Raw genomic sequence first — 20,317 nt, forward strand, 5'->3', positions numbered from 1 at the left:
CTCCGTAGATTTCGACAACCCCACCGCTGAAGCACCCCCACCCCAGCCCTCCCCCGCAAGCGGGAGAGGGAGCGCACCTCCTTCGTGGCGGCCATCAAGCCCGAATTGCTACCGTGCCCAATTCTCGGTAGTTTCCGCCTCCGAACCACCCCGCCCCACCCAACAGGACAGCGAGAACCACCGTGGCGCCCATCCAGTACATCGTCGAGGGCGGTCACCGGCTCTCGGGCTCGATCGAGCCGTCCGGCAACAAGAATTCGGCGCTGCCGATCATCGCCGCCGCGCTGCTCACCGAGCATCCGGTGACGCTGGAGAACGTGCCGCGGATCCGCGACACCGAGACGCTGGTCGAGCTGATCCGCTCGGTCGGCGCGGCGGCGGAGTGGACCGCCCGCAACACGCTTCATATCCATGCCAAGAGCATCCGCGCTGCGGATCTCGACCCCGAGCTCTGCGTCCGCATCCGCGCCTCGATCCTGCTCGCGGGCCCCCTGCTCGCCCGCTGCGGCGAGGTGATGCTGCCGCCGCCCGGCGGCGACGTCATCGGCCGCCGCCGGCTCGACACCCATGTGCTGGCGCTGGAACAGCTCGGGGCCAAAGTCACCGCGACCGACCGGCTCGAATTCCGCGCGCCAAAGCTCGCCGGCGCGGACGTGTTCCTGGACGAGCCCAGCGTCACCGCAACCGAGAACGCGCTGGTGGCGGCGGTCGCGGCCGACGGCGTCACCTATTTGCGCAACGCAGCCTCCGAGCCGCATGTGCAGGACCTCGCCAACTTCCTGGTCGCGCTCGGCGCCAAAATCGAGGGCATCGGCACCAACACCATGATCATCCATGGTCCGGCGACGCTGGGGGAAGCGACCTACCGGATCCAGCCCGACCATATCGAGGTCGGCTCGCTGATCGGGCTTGCCGCCGTAACGCGCTCGCCGCTTCGCATCGTGCGCGCCGGTGTCGAGCATCTGCGCTCGATCCGCATGGGTTTCGAACGGCTCGGCATCGTCTGCCGCGTCGAGGGCGACGACCTCATCGTGCCCTCGAACCAGACGCTGAAGATCCAGGACGATTTCGGCGGCCACGTGCCGAAGCTGGAGGACCAGCCCTGGCCGGCCTTCCCGGCCGATCTGATGTCGATCGCGATCGTCACCGCCACGCAATGCGAGGGCGTGATCCTGATGTTCGAGAAGATGTTCGAATCGCGGATGTTCTTCGTCGACAAGCTGATCGCGATGGGCGCGCGTATCGTGCTCTGCGATCCGCATCGCGCCATCATCGCCGGCCCCAGCCGCCTGCGCGGCGCGCCGATGACCTCGCCCGACATCCGCGCCGGCATGGCGATGCTGCTGGCCGCGGTCTGCGCCGAGGGCACTTCGACCATCAACAACGCCGACCAGATCGAGCGCGGCTACGAGCGCATCGAGGAGCGGCTGAACGCGCTGGGCGCGAAGATCAAGCGCGTGCCGGAAAGGAAGAGCTGAGGTCTTTGCCTCTCCCCGCTTGCGGGGAGAGGCCGGATTGCATCGCAGATGCAATCCGGGTGAGGGGGAGCCTCCGCGAATCCAACTGCCATCTTTTCTGCGGAAACAGGCCCCTCACCCCAACCCTCTCAGCGCGAGCAAAACTCGTCGCGGCCCCGTGAGAACGGCGAGAGGGAGAAGAGACACGGGCCATGTTTTCGTCGCTCAGTGATGCTATTGAGTGACCATGCTCGACACCGTGCAACATCATTCGCAGCCGCAATCCGGCGTGCCGCAAAACCATCTCGCCGATGAGTTCGTCGAGACGCTGCGGCTGGCCGTGCCGATGATGCTGACGCAGCTCGGGCAGATCGCGATGATCACGACCGATCTCGCGCTGATCGGCCGGCTCGGCGAGGATGCGGTCGCCGCCGCCGCGCTGGCGCATACAGTTTATTTCGTCAGCTTTACCTTCGGGCTCGGATTGATGGCTGCGGTGTCGCCGCTGGTGGCGCAGGCGTTCGGCGCCGGCGACGTCAGGCGCATCCGCCGCGCCTTGCGCGTCGGCTTGTGGGTCGCGCTGCTGATCTCGCTGCCGATGATGGCCTCGCCGCTTTACGGCGAGCACATCCTGATCGCTCTCGGACAGGTGCCGCAGTCGGCCGCGCTCGCCCAGCGCTACCTGAACGGCCTCGCCTGGGGCATCGCGCCGGCGCTCGGCTTCATCGCGCTGCGCGGCATGATGAGCGCGGTGAACCGGCCGCAGCCGCCGCTGTGGATCACGGTCGCAGCGATCCCCGTCAATGCCGCGCTGGTCTATGTCCTGATCCACGGCCTGTTCGGCCTGCCGGAGCTCGGCCTGTTCGGCGCGGGGCTTGCGACCACGCTCGTCAATCTCGGCACCTTCCTCGCCGTGCTCGCCATCGCCGCATGGCGAAAGCCATTTTCGGACTACCGCCCGCTCGCCCATCTTTGGCGGATCGACTGGCCCCTGGTGCGCCAGCTCATCGCGCTCGGCGCGCCGATCTCGTCTTCCCTGCTGCTGGAATATGGCCTGTTCTCGTCCGCCGCGCTGCTGATGGGATTGATCTCGACCACGGCGCTTGCCGCGCACCAAATCGCGCTCCAGGTCACGGCCGTGCTGTTCATGGTCCCGCTCGGCATCGGCATGGCGGCGACGGTCCGCGTCGGCCACGCCTTCGGCCGCAACGACCCGGCCGCGGTGAGACGTGCGGGCCTCGTCGCGGCGGTGCTTGGCGTGGCGTTGGTCTCGGCCCTGACCGTTGCCATCATCCTCGGCCGCTACGAGCTCGGACGGCTGTTCTTCGGCGGCAGCGAGGCCAGCGCGGCAACGGTCGAGCTGACGGCGACACTGCTGCTGGTCGGCGCGACCTTCTTCATCGCCGACGGTCTCCAGACCATCATGGGCGGCGCACTGCGCGGCATCAATGACACCCGGATGACGCTGGCGTTCGCGGCGATCGGCTATTGGTGCGTCGCTTTTCCCGTCGCCTGGGTCCTGGCTTTCCACACCGGGCTGGGCGCAGTCGGCGTCTGGATCGGATTCTCGATCGGCACGTTCGTCTATGCCGGCCTCCTGGTCTTGCGCTTCCGGATGCTGGCGCGCAGACTGGTGGGATGATCGGCACAGTCCGCGAAGTTCCTCCCAATGTCGACGCCGGCACGCTGCTGGCCGGCGCGCAGTTCGTGGACGCATTTCGCGTGGAGATCGGCGCGACGGCGGTGAATGCCCGCGAGGCCTGCGTGCGGATGGTGCTGCACGGGCCACGCTGGGTCGATGCGCTCATACGCCTGCGCAACATCCTGGTGAGACCGTTCGGACTGAAGACCTCGGGCGAAGGTGCGCCGGCGCCGTATGGCCTGATCGGATTGTTTCCGGTGGTCAGCGAAACACCCGAGCGGCTGGTCGCGGGCTTCAACGATTCCCATCTCGATTTCCGCCTCGTCGTCGATGTCGCCGGAACGGAGGCGGACCGCCAGGTGACATCGACCACGCTGGTGCGCACCCACAATCTGCTCGGCCGGACCTATCTCGCCCTCATCATGCCCTTCCACAAGTTCGTGGTCCGCGGCATGATGAAGCGCATCGCGGAACCGGCGAGATGACCCTGTCCGTCGACCTCTTCTACTCCTACCGCAGTCCCTTCAGCTATCTGGCGCTGCCGAAGACGCTGAAGCTCGTCGCGGAGTATGACCTCGCGGTGAACCTGCGACCGGTCTATCCGCTCGCAGTCCGCGTCCCCGGCTTCTTCAAGAAGGCCAGCCCGAACTTCATTCGCTATGTGGTGCTCGACAGCACGCGCGTCGCGCAGCACGAGGGCATTCCGTTCCGCTTTCCGAGGCCGGATCCGATCGTGCAGGACAAGACGACGTTCGATGTCGCGGCCGAGCAGCCCTACATCCACCGGCTGACCCGGCTGGGCGCGATGGCGCAGCTCGAGGGCCGTTCGCTCGCATTCACCGATGCGATCGCGCGCGTGCTATGGGACGGCTCGGTGGCGGGCTGGAACGAAGGCGATCATCTCGCCCGCGCTGCCGAGAAGGCCGGCTTCGATCTCGCCGCGATGGATGCTGCAATCAGCGCAGATCCGGATCGTTACGAGCAGGTGATCGCGGAGAACGAGAAGGACCACGCCGCCTCCGGCCATTGGGGCGTGCCGACCTTCGTGTTCGAGAACGAGCCGTTCTTCGGCCAGGACCGCATCGATCTCTTGGTCTGGCGCATGCAGGACAAGGGCCTGACGAAGCGGTAGGGCAAGTCCTGATGCGTACCGGCCTCGGCCCATGACCGACATAGGTCAACATGCCGCGGCCGGGCGTGCATCCGCGTTGATCCCGGTCAAATGATGCATCTCGCCGGCTGCATAGCGTCTCCTCGCGGAAGGAGCCGCGATCATGCTGCCGTTCACGATCGAGCAATTCCTAGGTGTTTTTGCGAGCTACAACCGGGCAATCTGGCCGATGCAGGTTCTCGCATATCTGTTGGGCGGGCTGGCCTTCGTGCTGGTGTTTCGCAAGGACAGATGGGCCGATCAGATCGTCGCCGGCATTCTTGCGGCGATGTGGGCATGGACCGGGATCGTCTATCACCTGACCTTCTTCGCAACGATCAACAAGCTGGCCTACATTTTCGGCGCATTGTTTGTCGTCCAGGCTGCGGCCTTCGTCTATTTCGGCGTGTGCCAAAACCGGATCGATTTCGACTACAATGAGGAATCAGCGGGGGTTATCGGAGTCGCGTTCGTGTTCTACGCGGCGGCGATCTACCCCCTGTTCGGCCTCGAGATGGGTCAGCACCCCAACGAACTGCCGATGTTCGGAGTCACGCCGTGTCCCGTCACCATCTTCAGCTTCGGCATGTTGCTGCTGACAAGGCAGCCGGTCCCGCGCTGGCTCCTTGTGATCCCGTTTCTATGGTCGCTTGTCGGCGGCAGCGCCGCGATACTGCTCCGCGTGCCGCAAGACTGGGCGCTGTTGGTGGCTGGAGCTGTCTCTCTGGCACTGCTGATCCAGCGTGACCGGCGGGTCGCATCGGCCTGCTAGTTCCAGCACCGGCTCACTCCGCCACGCGCGCGGGCTTGTCGCTTGCTGCCTCCGACCACTCGCCGACGACGCGGTCGAGATCGCAGAGATTCTGGTGCATCTGCTCCAGCGAGAATCCGATAGCGAAGAAGCGCTCGGCGGTGTCGCCGGAATGGCCGCGGATCAGACCGTCCTGGCGCACCGCGGCAACCGCCTCGGCGTAGTGCTGAAGCGCGACATGCACGGGATGGATCGGCGGCGCGCCGGCGCCAGCCCGCAGTGCTTCGGCCGCCGACCGCAGGAAGCGCACGATCGCCGCACTGACCTCCGCCAGCGGCGCGGCGAGCCGCATCTGCACCTCGACCGGCAGCGGGACGACGGTGGCGCGGCCGATCATCACGACGTCATGGCGCAGCCGCAGCACCGTTCGCAGCAAGGGACCGGTATCGGGCCCGCTCGACAGGCGCGCGGCACGCTCGCGTTCGGCTTCTGCACCGATGGCATTCATGCCCACCATCGCGGTGCCGATGCCGTCCTGGATCCGGTGCAGCGCATCGTTGTCGCGGCCGCGCGTGAGACCCGCGAGCAGCTCGGTGAAGGCGTCCGCGATCAGTTCGAGCAGTCTTGCCGCGCTGGCGCGGATCTGCCGCACCGCGCGTGAGGGCAGCACCAGGAACGAAACGAGCAATCCCGTGATGGCGCCGACCCCGACCTCGCTGACGCGATCGATCGCCGAGGTCATGGGATCGGAATGATGCATGGTCGGAACCAGCAGCACGATGATCGCGGTCACCGTCGCCGCGTTGAGGCTTGGGTTGATCGCGGCCACGAAGGCGAGCGGCGCGACCGCCAGCACCAGCAGCGCCAACAGGCCCGCCTCGGTAGAGTAAGGGATCAGGATCGCGATGGCGCCGCCATAGATGGCGCCGCCGATCGTGCCGAGCACGTAGTCGCGCGTCGCCTTCAGCGAGCGGCCGACGCTCATCTGGGTCACGATCAGCGAGGTCAGCACCGCCCAGAGCGGCAAGAGCAGATGCAGCGCGGTGGCAATGGCATAGGCCGCCACCGCGGCGACCGTGACCCGGATGGCCAACCCCAACTGCGTCCGCCGTGATCGGATCCGGTCGAACATTTGTCTTGCGAGTGCCATCGTCGAATGTCCCGGTCCGATCCTCTTGCGCCTGCCAAAAGCATAGCTGATGCCCGCGGCCCCAAGGCCGCTTGAAAGGCCAAATCAGCCCGCCTAACTTGCGCGCCAAAACGAGGAAACACGATGGCCCACGAAACCGCAACGCTCGCCGCCTATGTCTTCAATCTGAAATACCGGGATATTCCGGCGGAAGTGCTGGATCGCGCCAAGGTGTTGACGCTGGATTTCCTCGGCAGCGCGATCCGGGCCAGAAGCGAAGCGGAATCCACCCCCTCGATCCTGAAGATGCTGGAGGCGCTCGCGCTCGACACCAGGGGCGAGTCCACCGTGTTCGGCGACAGCAAGACCTGGACCCCGGCGGTGGCGGCGCTGCTGAACGGCGCACTCGGCCATTCCCTCGATTTCGACGACACGCATGCGGATTCTTCGCTGCATCCGAGCGCGCCGGTCGTTCCGGCCGCGTTCGCCGTCGGCGAGATGGTCGGCGCTTCCGGGCGCGACGTGCTGACCGCGATCGTGGCGGGCTATGAAATCTGCTGCCGGCTCGGCAACGCGCTCGACCCGACCTCGCATTATGCGCGCGGCTTCCATCCGACCGCGACCGCCGGCACCTATGGCGCGGCCGCCGCGGCCGGAAAACTGTTCGGCCTCAGCGAAAAGCAGATCATCGCCGCCTTCGGCGTCTCCGGCAGCCAGGCCGCCGGCTCGCTGCAATTCCTGGTCAACGGCGCCTGGAACAAGCGCTACCAGGTCGGCGCCGCCGCGATGAACGGCGTGATCGCCGCGACGCTGGCGCGCAACGATTTCGTCGGCGCGACCGAATCGGTCGAGGGCAAGCACGGCCTGCTCGCCGGCTACACCGACGACGCGCATCCCGGTAAGGCCGTCGCCGAGCTCGGCAAGACCTATGAGACGATGAAGATCGGCGTGAAGCCGTATCCGAGCTGCCGCTACACCCATGCCGCAATCGACGCGCTGATCGCGATGCGGCGCGAGCACAATCTGACGCCAGACCAGGTCAAGCGCGTCGAGATCGGCCTGCATCGCAACGGCATCACGCTGACCGGCGATGCCGCGACCAAGCGGCATCCGACCTCGATCGTCGGCGGCCAGTTCTCGATGTTCTTCACCGGCGCGCTCGCGCTCGATCAGGGCAGCTTTGGTTGGGATGACTACAACCGCCTCGGCGATACCGCCATCGACGCGCTCGCCGACAAGTTCGACGTGGTGCAGGACGACCGGCTCGAGATCGGCCGCACCCATCCGTTCGGCGCGCGCGTCAGCATCACAACGGACGACGGCGTGCACGAGCGGCTGTATGCCGATCCCTCCGGCGAGCCGAATTCGTTTCCCGATGCGCAGGCGATGCAGCAGAAATTCTTGACGCTGGCGCGTCCGGTGCTGAATGCGCGCGCGGAGAAATTTGCCGACGCGATCCTGACGCTGGAGCGGTTCGACCGCGTGGCGAAGGCGACGGAATTGGGACGGCAGTAGAGAGAGATATCGCCTCTCCCCGCTTGCGGGGAGAGGCCGGAATCCAAGCGCAGCTTGGATTCCGGGTGAGGGGGACTCTCCGAGCATCCAACTCTCACCGTCCTCGCGGAGACTCCCCCTCACCCCAACCCTCTCCCCGCAAGCGGGGCGAGGGAGAAGAGGCGGCGCTCGACACCTCAATTCACCCCCGCCAGCTTCCCGTTCTCGCGCGTTGCGGCCACCACGTCGCGCACGAGATCGAACACGCCGTCCGCCTCCGGCGGCCAGTTCGGCGAGCGGCCGAGCCGCACGATCACGAGTCGCTCCGAGGGAATGACGATCGTGTACTGCCCGATCGTGCCCTTGGCGAAGAAGGCATCGCGCGGCCAGCCGTGTGTGATGCGAAGGTTCGCGCCAAAGCTGGCGCCGTGGTTGGTCCAGAAGCCGGCGCCGATGCCGACCCACGCGTTTGGCGTCGCCGTCGCCGAATGGTTCACCCATCCCTCGGGGAGGATGCGCTTTCCGCCGGCGAGGCCGTCATTGAGATAGAGCTGGCCGAACCGCGCCCAGTCACGCGCGGTCGCCAGCATCTCGCTGGAGCCCTCGACCGTGCCGGCACCGTCGAGCTGGAGCGTGACATGACGCATGCCGAGCGGAGCGAACAATTCGCTGCGCGCGAAGCGCAGCGCATCTTCGGGCGTGCCGCCGGCAGCAACGCGGATCAGATGCGCGAGAATGATGGTGTTGCCGTCGTGATAGTTCCACGCGGTGCCCGGTGCGGTCTCGAGCGGGATGCTCTCCGCATAGGTGGCCATGTCGGATTCCATGAACTTCATCCGGTTGACGGGCTCGAAGGCGGCGCCGAGCGAAGCCTCCAATGAGCTGCCAAGCGCAAGGCCCGCGGTGTGGCGCAGCAGCTGATCGACAGTGATGGCGTGGCGCGGATCGTCAGGATCTTTCCAGGCCGCGACTGGCGCAGGCCCATCGAGCTTCAGCTTGCCTTGGCGCACCAGCACGCCCGTCAGCGCCGAGATCACCGATTTTGTCATGGAGAAGCCGAGCAGCGGAGTCTCCGGTCCGATTCCGTCCGCATAGCGCTCGGCGATGATGCGGCCCGCCTTCAGCACGACGACCGCGCGGGTGCGGCGATAAGGCGGCTGCGCGGGCTCCGCGAAGGCGTGGTCGAGCGCGGCGGCAAGCTCGGGGCTCTGCGGCGGCACGATCGCGGGGCCGGCGATCTCGGGCAGCAGCGCCGGCTGCCTGTCGTCCGCAGGCACGGTGACGTCGGCGATCGCCGCGCCGTGCTCCAGCGTGCAGCCGAGCCCCTCGCGATAGACGGCATGGCTGCGGCCGATGCCGAACAATGTCACCGTGACGTCCTTGCGCGCGCGATCGACCTGGTAGTCCATCGCCCAGGTGATCAGACTGGTGCCCGGCATGGCGTCCATGGTTTCGGCGAAGGTCCGCCTGATATCCAGGCCCGAGACGAACGTCTCGGAGCACAGGATGTCGGCGACGAAGCCGGTGGCGATCCTGGGCACGTCGTGCGCCCGCGCCGCGCCGAGCGCGAGGCCGGCAGCGACGATGGTGGTGGTGAGGAGGATGATCTTGCGGCGGCGGGTCACGGGCTTTCTCCGGCTTCGGGGCAGGTGCGGGAGAGCAGGCCGGATGCGGGCGACACGCGCTCGCCGGATTTGGAAAATAGCGTGGCTGAAACCGAGCGGGTGCTGGCCGATTCCGAAATAACTCAAATATTTCAAAGCAATGCGAGGATGCAGTCACGACGGTGGTCCGCTCCCCCGCCCCGCTTGCGGGGAGAGGGTTGGAGTGAGGGGGAGCCTCCGTGGGGGCGGTGAGAGTTGGACTCGCGGAGGCTCCCCCTCACCCGCCGCGCTTCGCGCGTCGGCCTCTCCCCGCACGCGGGGAGAGGCGAAGAGCCGGTTACGCCGCATTCACCTTCAGCCGCCGGTATTCCGTCGGCGTCACGCCGGTGACCGCCTTGAAGGCGCGGTTGAACGGGCCGAGCGACTGGAAGCCGGCGTCCATGGCGATGGTGATGACCGGGACCTCGGCCTGGGCGGGATCGGCGAGCGCGGCCTTGGCTTCCTCGATGCGGTGGTTGTTCAGGAAGACATTGAAGTTGCGGTAACCGAGCCGCTGGTTGATCAGCCGGCGCAGCCTGTATTCGGGAATCTTCAGCCGGCCCGCCAGGACGCCGATGGTGATGTTCTCCTGGCGATAGATCCGCTCGTCGGCCATCAGCCGCATCAGGGCGTCGATGAGCTTTTGATCGGCCGCGTCATCGGCTGCAGGCTGACTGAAAACAATCGGCGGCGCGGGCTCCGCCGCAGCCGGAAACAGATCCGCCCCGTCAACGCGCATCATGGCATAGACGATCGCCGCGACGGTGCAGGCAAGCACGCCGGCATTGATGGTTTCGGCGACATCGCCGACGTGGTGGCCGGCGACGACGATCTGGAGTACCGCGTTCAGCCCGCCATAGAGTGCGGTTACGCAGACGATGAAGACACGAACGTGGCGGCGGCGCTCGACCAGGTCGGCCGGCCAGGAGGCGATCATCTCCCCGACCGCAAGCGCGATGAAGCCGAGCACGATCAGATTCACCACCGTCACCGAGAACCGCACATGGCCGCTGGGTGCAATCCAGACGCAGCCTGCGAAGCTGAAGGCGGTCACCAGCGCCCAGACCCATCCGTGCCACCAGCGGAGGCGAAACTCGTCGTCGAACAGGGAGCGTGTGAACAGCCAGAACACCACGATGGTGCCGGTCGAGAGCGCGATCAGCGGTGCATGCTGGAGCGGGATCCGCGACGTGACATCTACCGAATAGCTCGCCGCATGCGCCGCTGAGCCCAGCGCGAAGGCCGCACCGAGCCGGGCCGCCAGCACATTGCGGAAATCCGAGACCAAGGACGCCGCAAGCACCAGCAGCAGCGCCACGGACGCGGCGCGAAATGCAAGCTCTGTTGCGGCAAGGGTCATCAGTTGTGGCGGCCGTCTGGTGTAATCGACCGACCATCGTTCGTCAGGCCGATTTTTTCAAGCACCATCCGCACCACAACCGTCATCGCCCGGCTTGACCGGGCGATCCAGTACTCCGAGACGGCAATGATTAAATCGATGGTCCGCGGCGTACTGGATCGCCCGCCTTCGCGGGCGAAGACAGTTGAGAATGTGGCACCGCCGCCCCCACGACATCTTGTCCGGCTTTGTCGCGACGGCGACGCCAAATCCTGCTACGATCGTGCCCAAGAAAGTTAAAAGGAGTCCATCATGAGCTGGCAACCCTCCAACGATCCCGTGCTCGGCGATCCCATGTCCTGCGATGCGCTCGATCTTGTCATCGTGCCGCGCACGCGCGACCTCGGCGACGGCTTCGTCGTGCGGCGCGCGCTGCCCCATGGCAGGCGGCAAATGGTCGGACCCTTCATCTTCTTCGATCATTTCGGCCCGGTGCAGTTCGTTTCCGGCAAGGGCATGGACGTGCGGCCGCATCCGCATATCGGACTTGCCACCGTCACCTATCTGTTCGACGGCTCGATCATGCACCGCGACAGCGAGGGCAACGTCCAGGAGATCGCGCCCGGTGCGATGAACCTGATGACGGCGGGCCGCGGCATCGCGCATTCCGAGCGCACGCCGGATGCGCAGCGCGCCTCGGGCCAGCAGATGCTGGGCCTGCAAAGCTGGATCGCGCTGCCGGCCGGATCGGAAGAGATCGCGCCATCGTTCCAGCATTACGGCGCCGGCGACCTGCCGATGATCTCCGAGCGGGATTTCACCGCGCGGGTGATCGCGGGCTCCGCCTTCGGCATCACGTCGCCGGTGTCCATGGTCTCGCCCTGGTTCTACACCGAGGTCACGGCGGTCGCGGGCGCGAGCGTGCCGCTTGACCCCGATCACGAGGAGCGCGCGATCTACGTGGTGGACGGCGAGGTCGAGATCGCGAACGAGCGCTATGAGGGGCCGCGGCTGCTGATCTTCCGCCCCGGTGACCGCATCACCGTGAAGGCACTCAAGGCCACGCGAATGATGTTTCTCGGCGGCGATGCACTGGAAGGCCCGCGCCACATCTGGTGGAATTTCGTCTCCTCCAGCAAGGATCGGATCGAGCAGGCCAAGCAGGACTGGAAAACCGGCCGCTTCGCGGCGGTTCCTCAGGAACATGAGTTCATTCCGTTGCCGGAATAGGCTAATCCGGTTTCCGGCCGTGCCGTCAGGCGCGGCCGGATTTCCCGCCTGAAGGCCATGCCTTCGAAAGATCTGTCTGCGAAAGCTTTGCCGATGACCACCATGCTCTCCAGCGACCTGCCGCTCCCCAAGATCGGGCGCGGCAAGGTGCGCGACATCTATGCCGTCGACGACGACCGCCTGCTGCTCCTTACCACCGACCGCATCAGCGCCTTCGACGTCGTCATGGGCGAGACCATCCCGATGAAGGGCGCGGTGCTGACCCAGATCAGCGCGTTCTGGTTTGGCGAGCTTGAAGGCGTGGTGCCGCATCACATGATCAGCGCCGACACCGACGAGATCATCGCGGCCGTGCCCGCCTTGAAGCCGCATCGCGCCGAGATCCTCGGCCGCGCCATGCTCTCCCGCCGCACCACGGTGTTTCCGATCGAATGCGTGATCCGCGGCTATCTCTCGGGATCGGCCTGGAAGGAATACGCCACCAGCGGCACGCTCGCGGGCGAGAAGCTGAAGGCCGGCCTCGTCGAGAGCGAGAAGCTGGAGCCAGCGATCTTCAGCCCGGCGACCAAGGCCGAGACCGGCCATGACGAGAACATCACGATTGCGCGGATGCGCGAGGTGGTCGGCGACGAGACAGCCTACACGCTCGAGAGCATGACGCGCGCGATCTACACGCTCGGCGAGGAGCTGGCGCGCGAGCAGGGCATCATCATCGCCGACACCAAGTTCGAGTTCGGCCGCGACAAGGACGGCCGCATCATCCTGATCGACGAGGTGATGACGCCGGATTCGTCGCGGTTCTGGGCCGTCGATGCCTACAAGCCCGGCCAGCCACAGGCGAGCTTCGACAAGCAGCCGCTGCGCGACTATCTCGACGTCGAGCGCCGCGCCGGCCGCTGGAACGGCGACGCCCCGCCGCCGCCGCTGCCGGCGAGCGTGGTGGAGGCGACCAGCAAACGGTATCTGGAGGCGTATCGGCGCGTGACGGGGAAAGAGCTGAAGATTTAGGCGCAGTTGCTGCCACAAACTCGTCATTGCGAGCGCAACGAAGCAATCCAGAGTCTTTCCGCGGAGGGATTCTGGATTGCTTCGCTACGCTCGCAATGACGTGGAGGGGGTCGGTGCGCCGCTCCGGCATTGTCCATCCGGCTCTATTCCCTCACGCATGATTGGCCGTTCACATGCCATCGCCGAAACTGTCGGATATTTCATAGTTACAAGAATCCTGTTGCGCTAAGTCCGCAGTCGTCTACGTCTCGGACGGGACTTTTTCAGGGGCGAGCGCAACCGCGTGACCGATCCAGCAATTATTTTCAGTCCGGCTGCCCGTTTCAACCCGGCCCTCAGGCGTGCGCTGAATGATATATTGGGCGGGAGCGCCGCCAGCGTCCTGGCCGTCACTTTCGGGCTATCCTACGCGCTGCTGATCTTCACCGGGCCGCTGTCGCCTTATCTGTCCTACGGCATCGCCGCGACTTTCATCAGCTCCGCGGTCCTTGCGGCTGTCATCGGGCTGGGAAGCTCCCTGCCCTTCGCGGTCGCCGGCCCCGACAGCTCGACCGCCGCAGTGACGGGCATCTTGGCCGCCTCACTGGTCGAACGCATTGAAGCGGCCAATCTGTCGGCGCCGCTGCTCTCGCCCGTCCTGATCACGCTCGGCCTGTCGACCATGCTGACCGGGATCGTGCTGTGCGGACTGGGACTGACGCGGATGGGCCGCGCCATCCGCTACGTGCCTTATCCGGTGATCGGCGGCTTTCTCGGCGCCACCGGGCTCTTGATCGTGATGGGCGCGATCCGGGTGATCACCGATCATCCCGTGCAGTTTGCCACCCTGCCGCGCTTCACCAACGGCGTCACGATGTCGGAGCTGGGCGCCGCCTGCGCGATGGCGCTGGTGCTCTATCTGACGTGGCACCGCTCGCGCAACGCGTTCGGGTTGCCGATCATCCTGGTCGGCGGCATGCTCGCCGCGCATCTGGCGTTCCGGATCGCCGGGATTTCGCCGGAGGAGGCGCGCGCTTTGGGCTGGATGTTCCAGCCGCCGCCGCCGGCGACCTTCATGTTGCCCTGGCACATCGACGACCTCGCGCACTATCCGTGGTTCGCCGTGCCGGACCTGCTCGGCAACGTCGTCGCCGTCATCTTCGTTAGCGCCTCCAGCACCCTGTTCAACACCACCGGCATCGAGGTCGCCGCTCACCGCGAGGCCAATCTTGAGCGGGAGCTGAACACTACCGGCGCCGCCAATATCCTGTCCGGCGCGCTCGCCGGCTATGCCGGCTGCATCTCGGTCAGCCGCTCGATCCTCAATTTCAGCAGCGGCGGCCGCGGACGCCTGTCCGGCTTCACGGTTGCGGCCATATCACTGCTGATGCTCGCGATCGCACCGGAGCTGCTCGGCTTCATGCCGAAATTCGTGCTCGGCGGCCTGCTGCTCTATCTCGGCGCCGATCAGCTCCACAAATGGCTCATCGAGTCGCGCAAGCGGCTCTCGAAGCTCGAATATCTGTCGCTGGTCGCCATCATCGCGATCATCGTCATCTGGGGTTTCGTGCCGGGCATCCTGATCGGCGTGATCATCGGCTGCGCGACCTTCGCATTCAGCGCGGCGCGGGTCGAATCGATCAAATACAGTTTTGACGGCGCCGAATATCGCTCCTCGCTCGATCGCTCGCGCGACGACCAGGAGGTGCTGCTCGCTCATGGCGGCAAGATTCAGGGCCTGAATCTCCAGAGCTATCTGTTCTTCGGGTCCGCCAACCGGCTCTATCAGCACGTCAAGAAGCTGCTGCACGAACGCCCGGAGTGCCGCTATCTGCTGTTCGACTTCAAGCTCGTCACCGGCGTCGATTCGTCGGCCGCCTACAGTTTTGCCCAGATCAAGCGCAGCGCCGGCGACCTCGGCGTCGAGCTGATCCTGGTGTACCTGCCAGCCGCGGCCGAGAAGGTGCTGCGCTCCAGCGATTTCCTCGGCGACGGCGTCACCGTCATTCCCGAGCTCGATCATGCGCTGGAGTGGTGCGAGAACGAGCTCATCGCGCAGCATCAGGGCCTGGCGCAGGAAGAGGCGAATTTGCGCGACTGGTTCGCAGGGATTCTCGACAGCGAGGACGATGCCGACGAACTGATCCGCCGCTGCCAGCGCCTCGAGGTCGAGGCCGGCGAAATCATCGTGCAGGCCGGCGATGCCGCCGATTCCATGCACTTCATCCTCGACGGCCGCGTTGGGATCATGATCCCCGCGGAGCAGAATGGCATGACGCGGGTCCGAAGCCTCGGGCGCTACACCACGATCGGCGAGATGGGCCTGGTGTCGCAGACGCCGCGCAGCGCGACGATCCAGGCCGAGGTCGACAGCGTGCTCTACGTGCTGAACACGCACCAGTTCGACGCGATCAGGGACGAGGCCCCCGCGCTCAGCCGCAAGCTGCTGACCTATTTCGTGTCGGTCATGGCCGAGCGACTGACATTTGCGAACAGGACGATCGCGGTGCTGCGGCGGTAACGACCGCGTAGTCCGGACGGAGCGAAGCGCAGTCCGGGCTACGGCACTTCCGTCTCATGAGATTGCGCCACCAAGCATTGCAATGAGGCAGTTGGCGTGACCCATTGCGGTGCATTGGGACAATAGCGGGCGTCGCCGATCTGCAATATGATCCTGCCTGCCATTGCTCTCCGAGTACGATACGGCGTGCCTCCGATGAAGCTTTTCTTATCGCAAGGGCCCCCGCTTGCGCCGAGCGCAAACGGCGTCGGTTGCACGCCGCTCCAGACCAGCGCGAGAAGACCGCCAGGGATCGCGCAACGGACCCCGGACAGCGAAAGCGCATTTGGAAGACAGCAATGGAGGAAAAAACATGACACGTACATGCGCGACAAGAATTGCAATAGCAGTCTCGACCTTCGCCTGCGCGACGTTGTTCTCCTTCGCCTGGTCTGAGGAGCACGGCGTCTCGATGTCGGTCGACAGTGCACAGGCGCGGGTCGGTCGCCCGCTGACTCCCGTGAGCGTTGCCGGCGTAGCGCGTCGACAGACACGGCGCGCCGTATATGGTGCCGGCGCCTACGGTGTCGGAGCAGGTGTCGCAGCGGTTGGCACAGCCGCCGCGATTGCCGCAACGTCACCTGGATGGGGGGCCGGTCCGGGCTATTATGCGGGCGGCGGTCCTTACGCGTCTTACGCCTACTCGCCGGAGGACTGGCGCAGGCGAAACGGCATGGTCTGCACACCCGGTACGCTGACCAAGATGGAGGACGGCCGCATGTATCGCTGTCAGTAATGGCACAGTCGCATCAGCGGGAGGCGGCTTTCGAGCCGCCTCCCGCATCTTGCACCTTTGCCAGACGGCGCACGCCTCGCAACAGCGAGCAAGCCGCTTTGCAATTCCTGTGCTCCATTGATCCAGATCAAGCCGGGAGCAAATGACCAGAGAATGCTGATCGCTCGGCTTTGATACCCGAGGGAGATTGCCATGAAGCTGGCCGGCACCAAGCGAATGCTACTTGTTGCAGCCGTTCTAGGCTGTGGAATTTTCGGCTCGATCAATTGGTCACACGAGGACGGCATCACGCTCGTCGTTCAAGCCGCTGAAGCCAGGGTCGGACGACCGGCAACCCCGGCGAGCGTCGCCGGCGTCGCACGTCGAACCACGCGGCGCGCGGTCGTAGGGGGAGCGGCGGTAGGCGCGGCAGCGGTCGGCACAGCATGCGTCCGCGTATATGTGAACGGCGCCTACGTGTGCCGCTGATGCATTCGCGCCGGCGAGTTCAAATCGCCGGCGCGCAGCATCGATTGCCGGTTAGACCCCCGCCATCATCACGTATTTGATCTCGACATACTCTTCCATGCCGTGGCGCGAGCCTTCGCGCCCCAAGCCGCTTTCCTTGACGCCGCCGAACGGCGCGACTTCCGTGGTGATCAGGCCGGTGTTGACGCCGACCATGCCGGACTCCAGCGCTTCGGCGACACGCCAGACGCGGCCGAGATCGCGGGAATAGAAGTAGGAGGCGAGCCCAAACGGCGAGGCGTTGCACATCGCGATGACGTCGGCCTCGTCCTTGAAGCGGATCACCGGCGCGAGCGGGCCGAAGGTTTCCTCCTGCGCCACCAGCGAGTCCGGCTTGACGTCGGCGAGCACCGTGGGCTCGAAGAAGGAGCGTCCGAGCTCGCTGCGCTTGCCGCCGGTGACGACCTTGGCGCCGCGCTTCACGGCGTCGGCAATGTGGCGCTCGACCTTGTCGACCGCCTTCAGGTTGATCAGCGGGCCCTGCGTCACGCCGGCTTCTGTGCCGTCGCCGATCTTCATCACCGCGACCTTCTTCGACAGCTTCTGCACGAACTCGTCGTAGATCTTGTCCTGGGCGTAGAGGCGGTTGGCGCAGACGCAGGTCTGGCCCATGTTGCGGTATTTCGAGACGATCGCGCCTTCGACCGCCGCATCGATATCGGCGTCGTCGAACACCACGAAGGGCGCGTTGCCGCCGAGCTCGAGGCCGAGCCGCTTCACGCCGACGGAGGCCTGCTGGTAGAGAATCTTGCCGACGGCGGTCGAGCCGGTGAAGCCGACGAAGCGCACCGCCGGATGCTCGCACAGCACCTTGCCGATCGGCGGCGCATCGCCGGTGATGATGTTGAGCACGCCCTTGGGGATGCCGGCCTTCTCGGCGAGCACGGCCAGCGCCAGCGCCGACAGGGGCGTCTCGTTGGCGGGCTTCAGCACCACGGTGCAGCCGGCCGCCAGCGCCGGCGAGACTTTTCGCGTGATCATCGAGTTCGGGAAATTCCACGGCGTGATCGCACCGCAGACGCCGATCGGCTGCTTGATCGCGAGCAAGCGCGCATCAGGACGTTGCGTCGGAATGGTTTCGCCATAGACGCGGCGGGCTTCCTCGGCGAAGAACTCGATATAGGCGGCGCCGATGTCGACCTCGCCCAATGCCTCGGAGAGCGGCTTGCCCTGCTCGGAGGTGAGGATCAGCGCAAGGTCCTCGCGATTGGCGATGATCAGCTCGAACCATTTGCGCAAAATGTTGGAGCGCTGCTTGGCGGTGTGCTTGGCCCAGGCGGGAAAGGCCCGCTCGGCGGCTTCGACCGCTTTGGTCGTATCGTCCGCACCAAGCTGCGGAACCTTCGCAAGCTCGACGCCGGTGGCGGGATTGTTGACGGCAAAGACCGGCGTGCCGACCCAGGCGCCGTCGATGTAGCAGGCCTCCTTCAGCAGCGACGGGTCCTTCAACCGGTCGCGCAGGGTGGCGGTGGCGTGCTGAGCGCGTGCGGCGGCAGTCGGGGTCATGGCGTTACTCCTCGGAGCGCGATCGGATCGGCCCGGAATATAGGGACAGACGGCGCGTAATGCACCGCCCCGCAACGCACATCAGATGGGAGCTAAGCTCGTAGCGGCGAACTTATTGTTTGAGCATGATCTTTCCGGAAAACCGCTGCACACTTTGCGCTAACGCGGCCCTTCGGGTCCGGATCATGCTCAGGCCGCGCCGCTCATATAGGTCTCGCGCCGGCCGATCATGCGCTCGGCGGCGGCTTTGGCGTCGGACTTCGAGGAGGTCGCACAGGTGCGATATTCGAGATCGGGAACGCCCGTGGTGTCGCGGCGGCCAAACCACGATTTCGAGCCGACCGGAAGCAGCGCCAGCGCCTGCGCCAGATTGTCGACCGCGCCGAAGGAATAGAGCGCGCCGCTGCCGGCGATGCGGACCTCGTAAATGCCGGGCGAGATCGGCGCCTCGAGATTGTCGCCCCGTCCGGGACGGGGATAGCGCTTCCATTCGCTCCAGGTTGAAATCATCAGAGGTCCCCCTCGCGGCCGGTGCCGGCCGCCAAATTTGTATCAAGTCCTAACGTCCGCGGCTGATTGGGCCCGTTGCCAAACGCCGCAACGCACAAAATGTTTCAAGTGCTTCAAACACGCGAAACATATCGCCGGAGCCCGTCCACGGTCACGGTTCGTTGCGGCCATCCACCGCAGATTGTGACGGAGTGTTTCAGTTTAGACGTCTTGTCGTCCTGCGCGCGGCGCGGGTCGTCAAGTCACGACATCGCGACCGGCGGAGACATCGCGACGCGCTTGCCGCGCGGGGCATGCAGGAGGACAATCGATCACTTCCAACAATAATCAAACCGGAGGAAACGCGTATGCAAAGCCAAGCCCAGATCGACGAGGTTCTGCGTAAGACAAGCGACGCCAAGGAGATTCCCGGCGTCGTGGCCATCGCCGCCAGCGGTAACGACGTGCTGTATCAGGGCGCGTTCGGCAAGCGCGATCTGTCCAAGCCCGACGCGATGACAGCGGACAGCGTGTTCTGGATCGCATCGATGACGAAGGCGGTGACGACAGCGGGCGCGATGCAGCTGGTCGAGCAAGGCAAGCTGTCGCTGGACGCGCCGATCGGTGAGGTGCTGCCCGATCTCGCCAAGCCGCAAGTGCTCGAAGGCTTTGACGCCAAGGGCGAGCCGAAGCTGCGGCCGGCCAAGGGACCGATCACGCTGCGCCAGCTCATGACCCACACCGCAGGCTTCTGCTACGACATGTGGAACGGCAATATGGGCATCTATCTCGAGAAGACCGGAACGCCGGGTATCATCACCTGCCAGAACGCCGCGTTGAAGACGCCGATCGCCTCCGATCCCGGCACGCGCTGGGAATACGGCACCAATATCGATTTCGTCGGCAAGGCGGTGGAAGCCGTCAGCGGCAAGCGGCTGGACGCGTATTTGCGTGACAGTCTGTTTACCCCGCTCGGCATGAGCGACACCGGCTTCAAGATCACCGACGACATGCGCAAACGGCTGGTCGGCATGCATGCGCGCGGCGAGGACGGCCAGCTCGGCGCGATCCCGTTCGAGCTCGAGCAGGCGCCGGAATTTTGCATGGGCGGCGGCGGCCTCTATTCGACCGCGGCCGACTACATCAGGTTCACGCAGATGATCCTGAACAAGGGCCGCGGCAACGGCAACCAGGTGCTGAAGGCCGAAACGGTCGCGACGATGGGGCAGAACCACATCGGCGATCTCAACGTCACCAAGATGACCTCGGTGGCGCCGATGTACACCAACGACGTCGACCTCTATCCGGACCAGGTGAAGAAGTGGGGCCTCAGCTTCCTCATCAACACCGCCAAGACGCCGGAAGGCCGCAGCCCGAACAGCCTCGCCTGGGCGGGCCTCGCCAACACCTATTACTGGATCGACCCGGCGCGCGACGTCACCGGCGTGATCCTGATGCAGGTGTTGCCGTTTGCGGACGGAAAGTGCCTGGAGGCGTTCGCGGGATTCGAGCGCGGCGTCTATGCCGGGCTCGATGCGGGGAGCGGGCAAAAGGCGGCGTGAGGGGGCGACTTCGCGCACGGCTCTCACCACACGACGACTGTCATCCCCCGCGAAGGCGGGGGATCCAGTACGCCGCGGCTTCTCAATAAATCACAGGCGTCTCGGAGTACTGGATCGCCCGGTCACGCCGGGCGA

17 protein-coding genes are annotated in these 20,317 nt (G+C 65.6%); 12 read left to right on the plus strand and 5 right to left on the minus strand.

Annotated features, from left to right (window positions below):
* Positions 1 to 182: 182 nt before the first annotated feature.
* From murA to AB5K84_RS00065, 5 genes are all read left to right on the plus strand, one after another.
* Entirely contained in the window at positions 183 to 1,478 is a 1,296-nt protein-coding gene (murA, locus tag AB5K84_RS00045; RefSeq protein WP_011083644.1) for a UDP-N-acetylglucosamine 1-carboxyvinyltransferase, read from the plus strand.
* 226 nt (positions 1,479 to 1,704) lie between these two features.
* Complete coding sequence (locus AB5K84_RS00050) at positions 1,705 to 3,099, plus strand: MATE family efflux transporter (protein ID WP_038965170.1); 1,395 nt, start codon at positions 1,705 to 1,707, stop codon at positions 3,097 to 3,099.
* On the plus strand, positions 3,096 to 3,584 hold the full coding sequence (locus AB5K84_RS00055; protein WP_011083642.1) for a DUF2867 domain-containing protein: 489 nt from the start codon (positions 3,096 to 3,098) through the stop codon (positions 3,582 to 3,584). The genes AB5K84_RS00050 and AB5K84_RS00055 overlap by 4 nt, the downstream gene beginning before the upstream one ends.
* Entirely contained in the window at positions 3,581 to 4,231 is a 651-nt protein-coding gene (locus AB5K84_RS00060) for a 2-hydroxychromene-2-carboxylate isomerase (RefSeq protein ID WP_011083641.1), read from the plus strand. Before AB5K84_RS00055 ends, AB5K84_RS00060 begins: the two co-directional genes overlap by 4 nt.
* Before the next feature lie 142 nt (positions 4,232 to 4,373).
* Positions 4,374 to 5,021, plus strand: coding sequence for a DUF6064 family protein (locus AB5K84_RS00065; protein ID WP_011083640.1), 648 nt, complete (start codon positions 4,374 to 4,376; stop codon positions 5,019 to 5,021).
* 13 nt (positions 5,022 to 5,034) lie between these two features.
* Here the strand turns inward: AB5K84_RS00065 and AB5K84_RS00070 are convergent, their stop codons facing one another.
* Positions 5,035 to 6,150 carry an FUSC family protein gene (locus AB5K84_RS00070; RefSeq protein ID WP_011083639.1) on the minus strand — a complete coding sequence of 372 codons (1,116 nt, stop codon included), beginning with the start codon at positions 6,148 to 6,150 and terminating at the stop codon, positions 5,035 to 5,037.
* A gap of 123 nt (positions 6,151 to 6,273) precedes the next feature.
* On the opposite strand from AB5K84_RS00070, the gene AB5K84_RS00075 reads away from it, so the two are divergent.
* Entirely contained in the window at positions 6,274 to 7,644 is a 1,371-nt protein-coding gene (locus AB5K84_RS00075) for an MmgE/PrpD family protein (protein ID WP_011083638.1), read from the plus strand.
* A gap of 176 nt (positions 7,645 to 7,820) precedes the next feature.
* Here AB5K84_RS00075 and AB5K84_RS00080 read toward each other — a convergent pair whose 3' ends face one another.
* Complete coding sequence (locus AB5K84_RS00080; protein WP_011083637.1) at positions 7,821 to 9,248, minus strand: serine hydrolase domain-containing protein; 1,428 nt, start codon at positions 9,246 to 9,248, stop codon at positions 7,821 to 7,823.
* A gap of 316 nt (positions 9,249 to 9,564) precedes the next feature.
* Entirely contained in the window at positions 9,565 to 10,626 is a 1,062-nt protein-coding gene (locus AB5K84_RS00085; RefSeq protein WP_011083636.1) for an AraC family transcriptional regulator, read from the minus strand.
* 291 nt (positions 10,627 to 10,917) lie between these two features.
* On the opposite strand from AB5K84_RS00085, the gene AB5K84_RS00090 reads away from it, so the two are divergent.
* From AB5K84_RS00090 to AB5K84_RS00110, 5 genes are all read left to right on the plus strand, one after another.
* On the plus strand, positions 10,918 to 11,835 hold the full coding sequence (locus AB5K84_RS00090; RefSeq protein ID WP_011083635.1) for a pirin family protein: 918 nt from the start codon (positions 10,918 to 10,920) through the stop codon (positions 11,833 to 11,835).
* Positions 11,836 to 11,928: 93 nt separating this feature from the next.
* A complete protein-coding gene (locus tag AB5K84_RS00095; RefSeq protein WP_011083634.1) occupies positions 11,929 to 12,843 on the plus strand; it encodes a phosphoribosylaminoimidazolesuccinocarboxamide synthase in 915 nt (304 codons plus the stop codon).
* A 283-nt stretch (positions 12,844 to 13,126) separates the two neighbouring features.
* Positions 13,127 to 15,343, plus strand: coding sequence for an SLC26A/SulP transporter family protein (locus AB5K84_RS00100; RefSeq protein ID WP_011083633.1), 2,217 nt, complete (start codon positions 13,127 to 13,129; stop codon positions 15,341 to 15,343).
* Positions 15,344 to 15,695: 352 nt separating this feature from the next.
* Entirely contained in the window at positions 15,696 to 16,118 is a 423-nt protein-coding gene (locus AB5K84_RS00105) for a hypothetical protein (protein WP_231166608.1), read from the plus strand.
* A gap of 192 nt (positions 16,119 to 16,310) precedes the next feature.
* On the plus strand, positions 16,311 to 16,586 hold the full coding sequence (locus AB5K84_RS00110; protein ID WP_011083630.1) for a hypothetical protein: 276 nt from the start codon (positions 16,311 to 16,313) through the stop codon (positions 16,584 to 16,586).
* 51 nt (positions 16,587 to 16,637) lie between these two features.
* On the opposite strand, the gene AB5K84_RS00115 is transcribed toward AB5K84_RS00110, so the two are convergent.
* Both AB5K84_RS00115 and AB5K84_RS00120 read right to left on the minus strand, forming a co-directional pair.
* Entirely contained in the window at positions 16,638 to 18,131 is a 1,494-nt protein-coding gene (locus AB5K84_RS00115; protein ID WP_011083629.1) for an NAD-dependent succinate-semialdehyde dehydrogenase, read from the minus strand.
* A 189-nt stretch (positions 18,132 to 18,320) separates the two neighbouring features.
* The gene (locus AB5K84_RS00120; protein WP_011083628.1) at positions 18,321 to 18,641 is read right to left on the minus strand and encodes a hypothetical protein; all 321 of its coding nucleotides are present in this window, start codon (positions 18,639 to 18,641) and stop codon (positions 18,321 to 18,323) included.
* Positions 18,642 to 18,988: 347 nt separating this feature from the next.
* On the opposite strand from AB5K84_RS00120, the gene AB5K84_RS00125 reads away from it, so the two are divergent.
* Entirely contained in the window at positions 18,989 to 20,182 is a 1,194-nt protein-coding gene (locus AB5K84_RS00125; protein WP_038965168.1) for a serine hydrolase domain-containing protein, read from the plus strand.
* The last annotated feature ends 135 nt before the right edge of the window (positions 20,183 to 20,317 follow it).

Source organism: Bradyrhizobium sp. 1200_D9_N1_1 (genome assembly GCF_052075915.1).
GTDB classification, from domain to species: Bacteria; Pseudomonadota; Alphaproteobacteria; order Rhizobiales; family Xanthobacteraceae; genus Bradyrhizobium; species Bradyrhizobium diazoefficiens.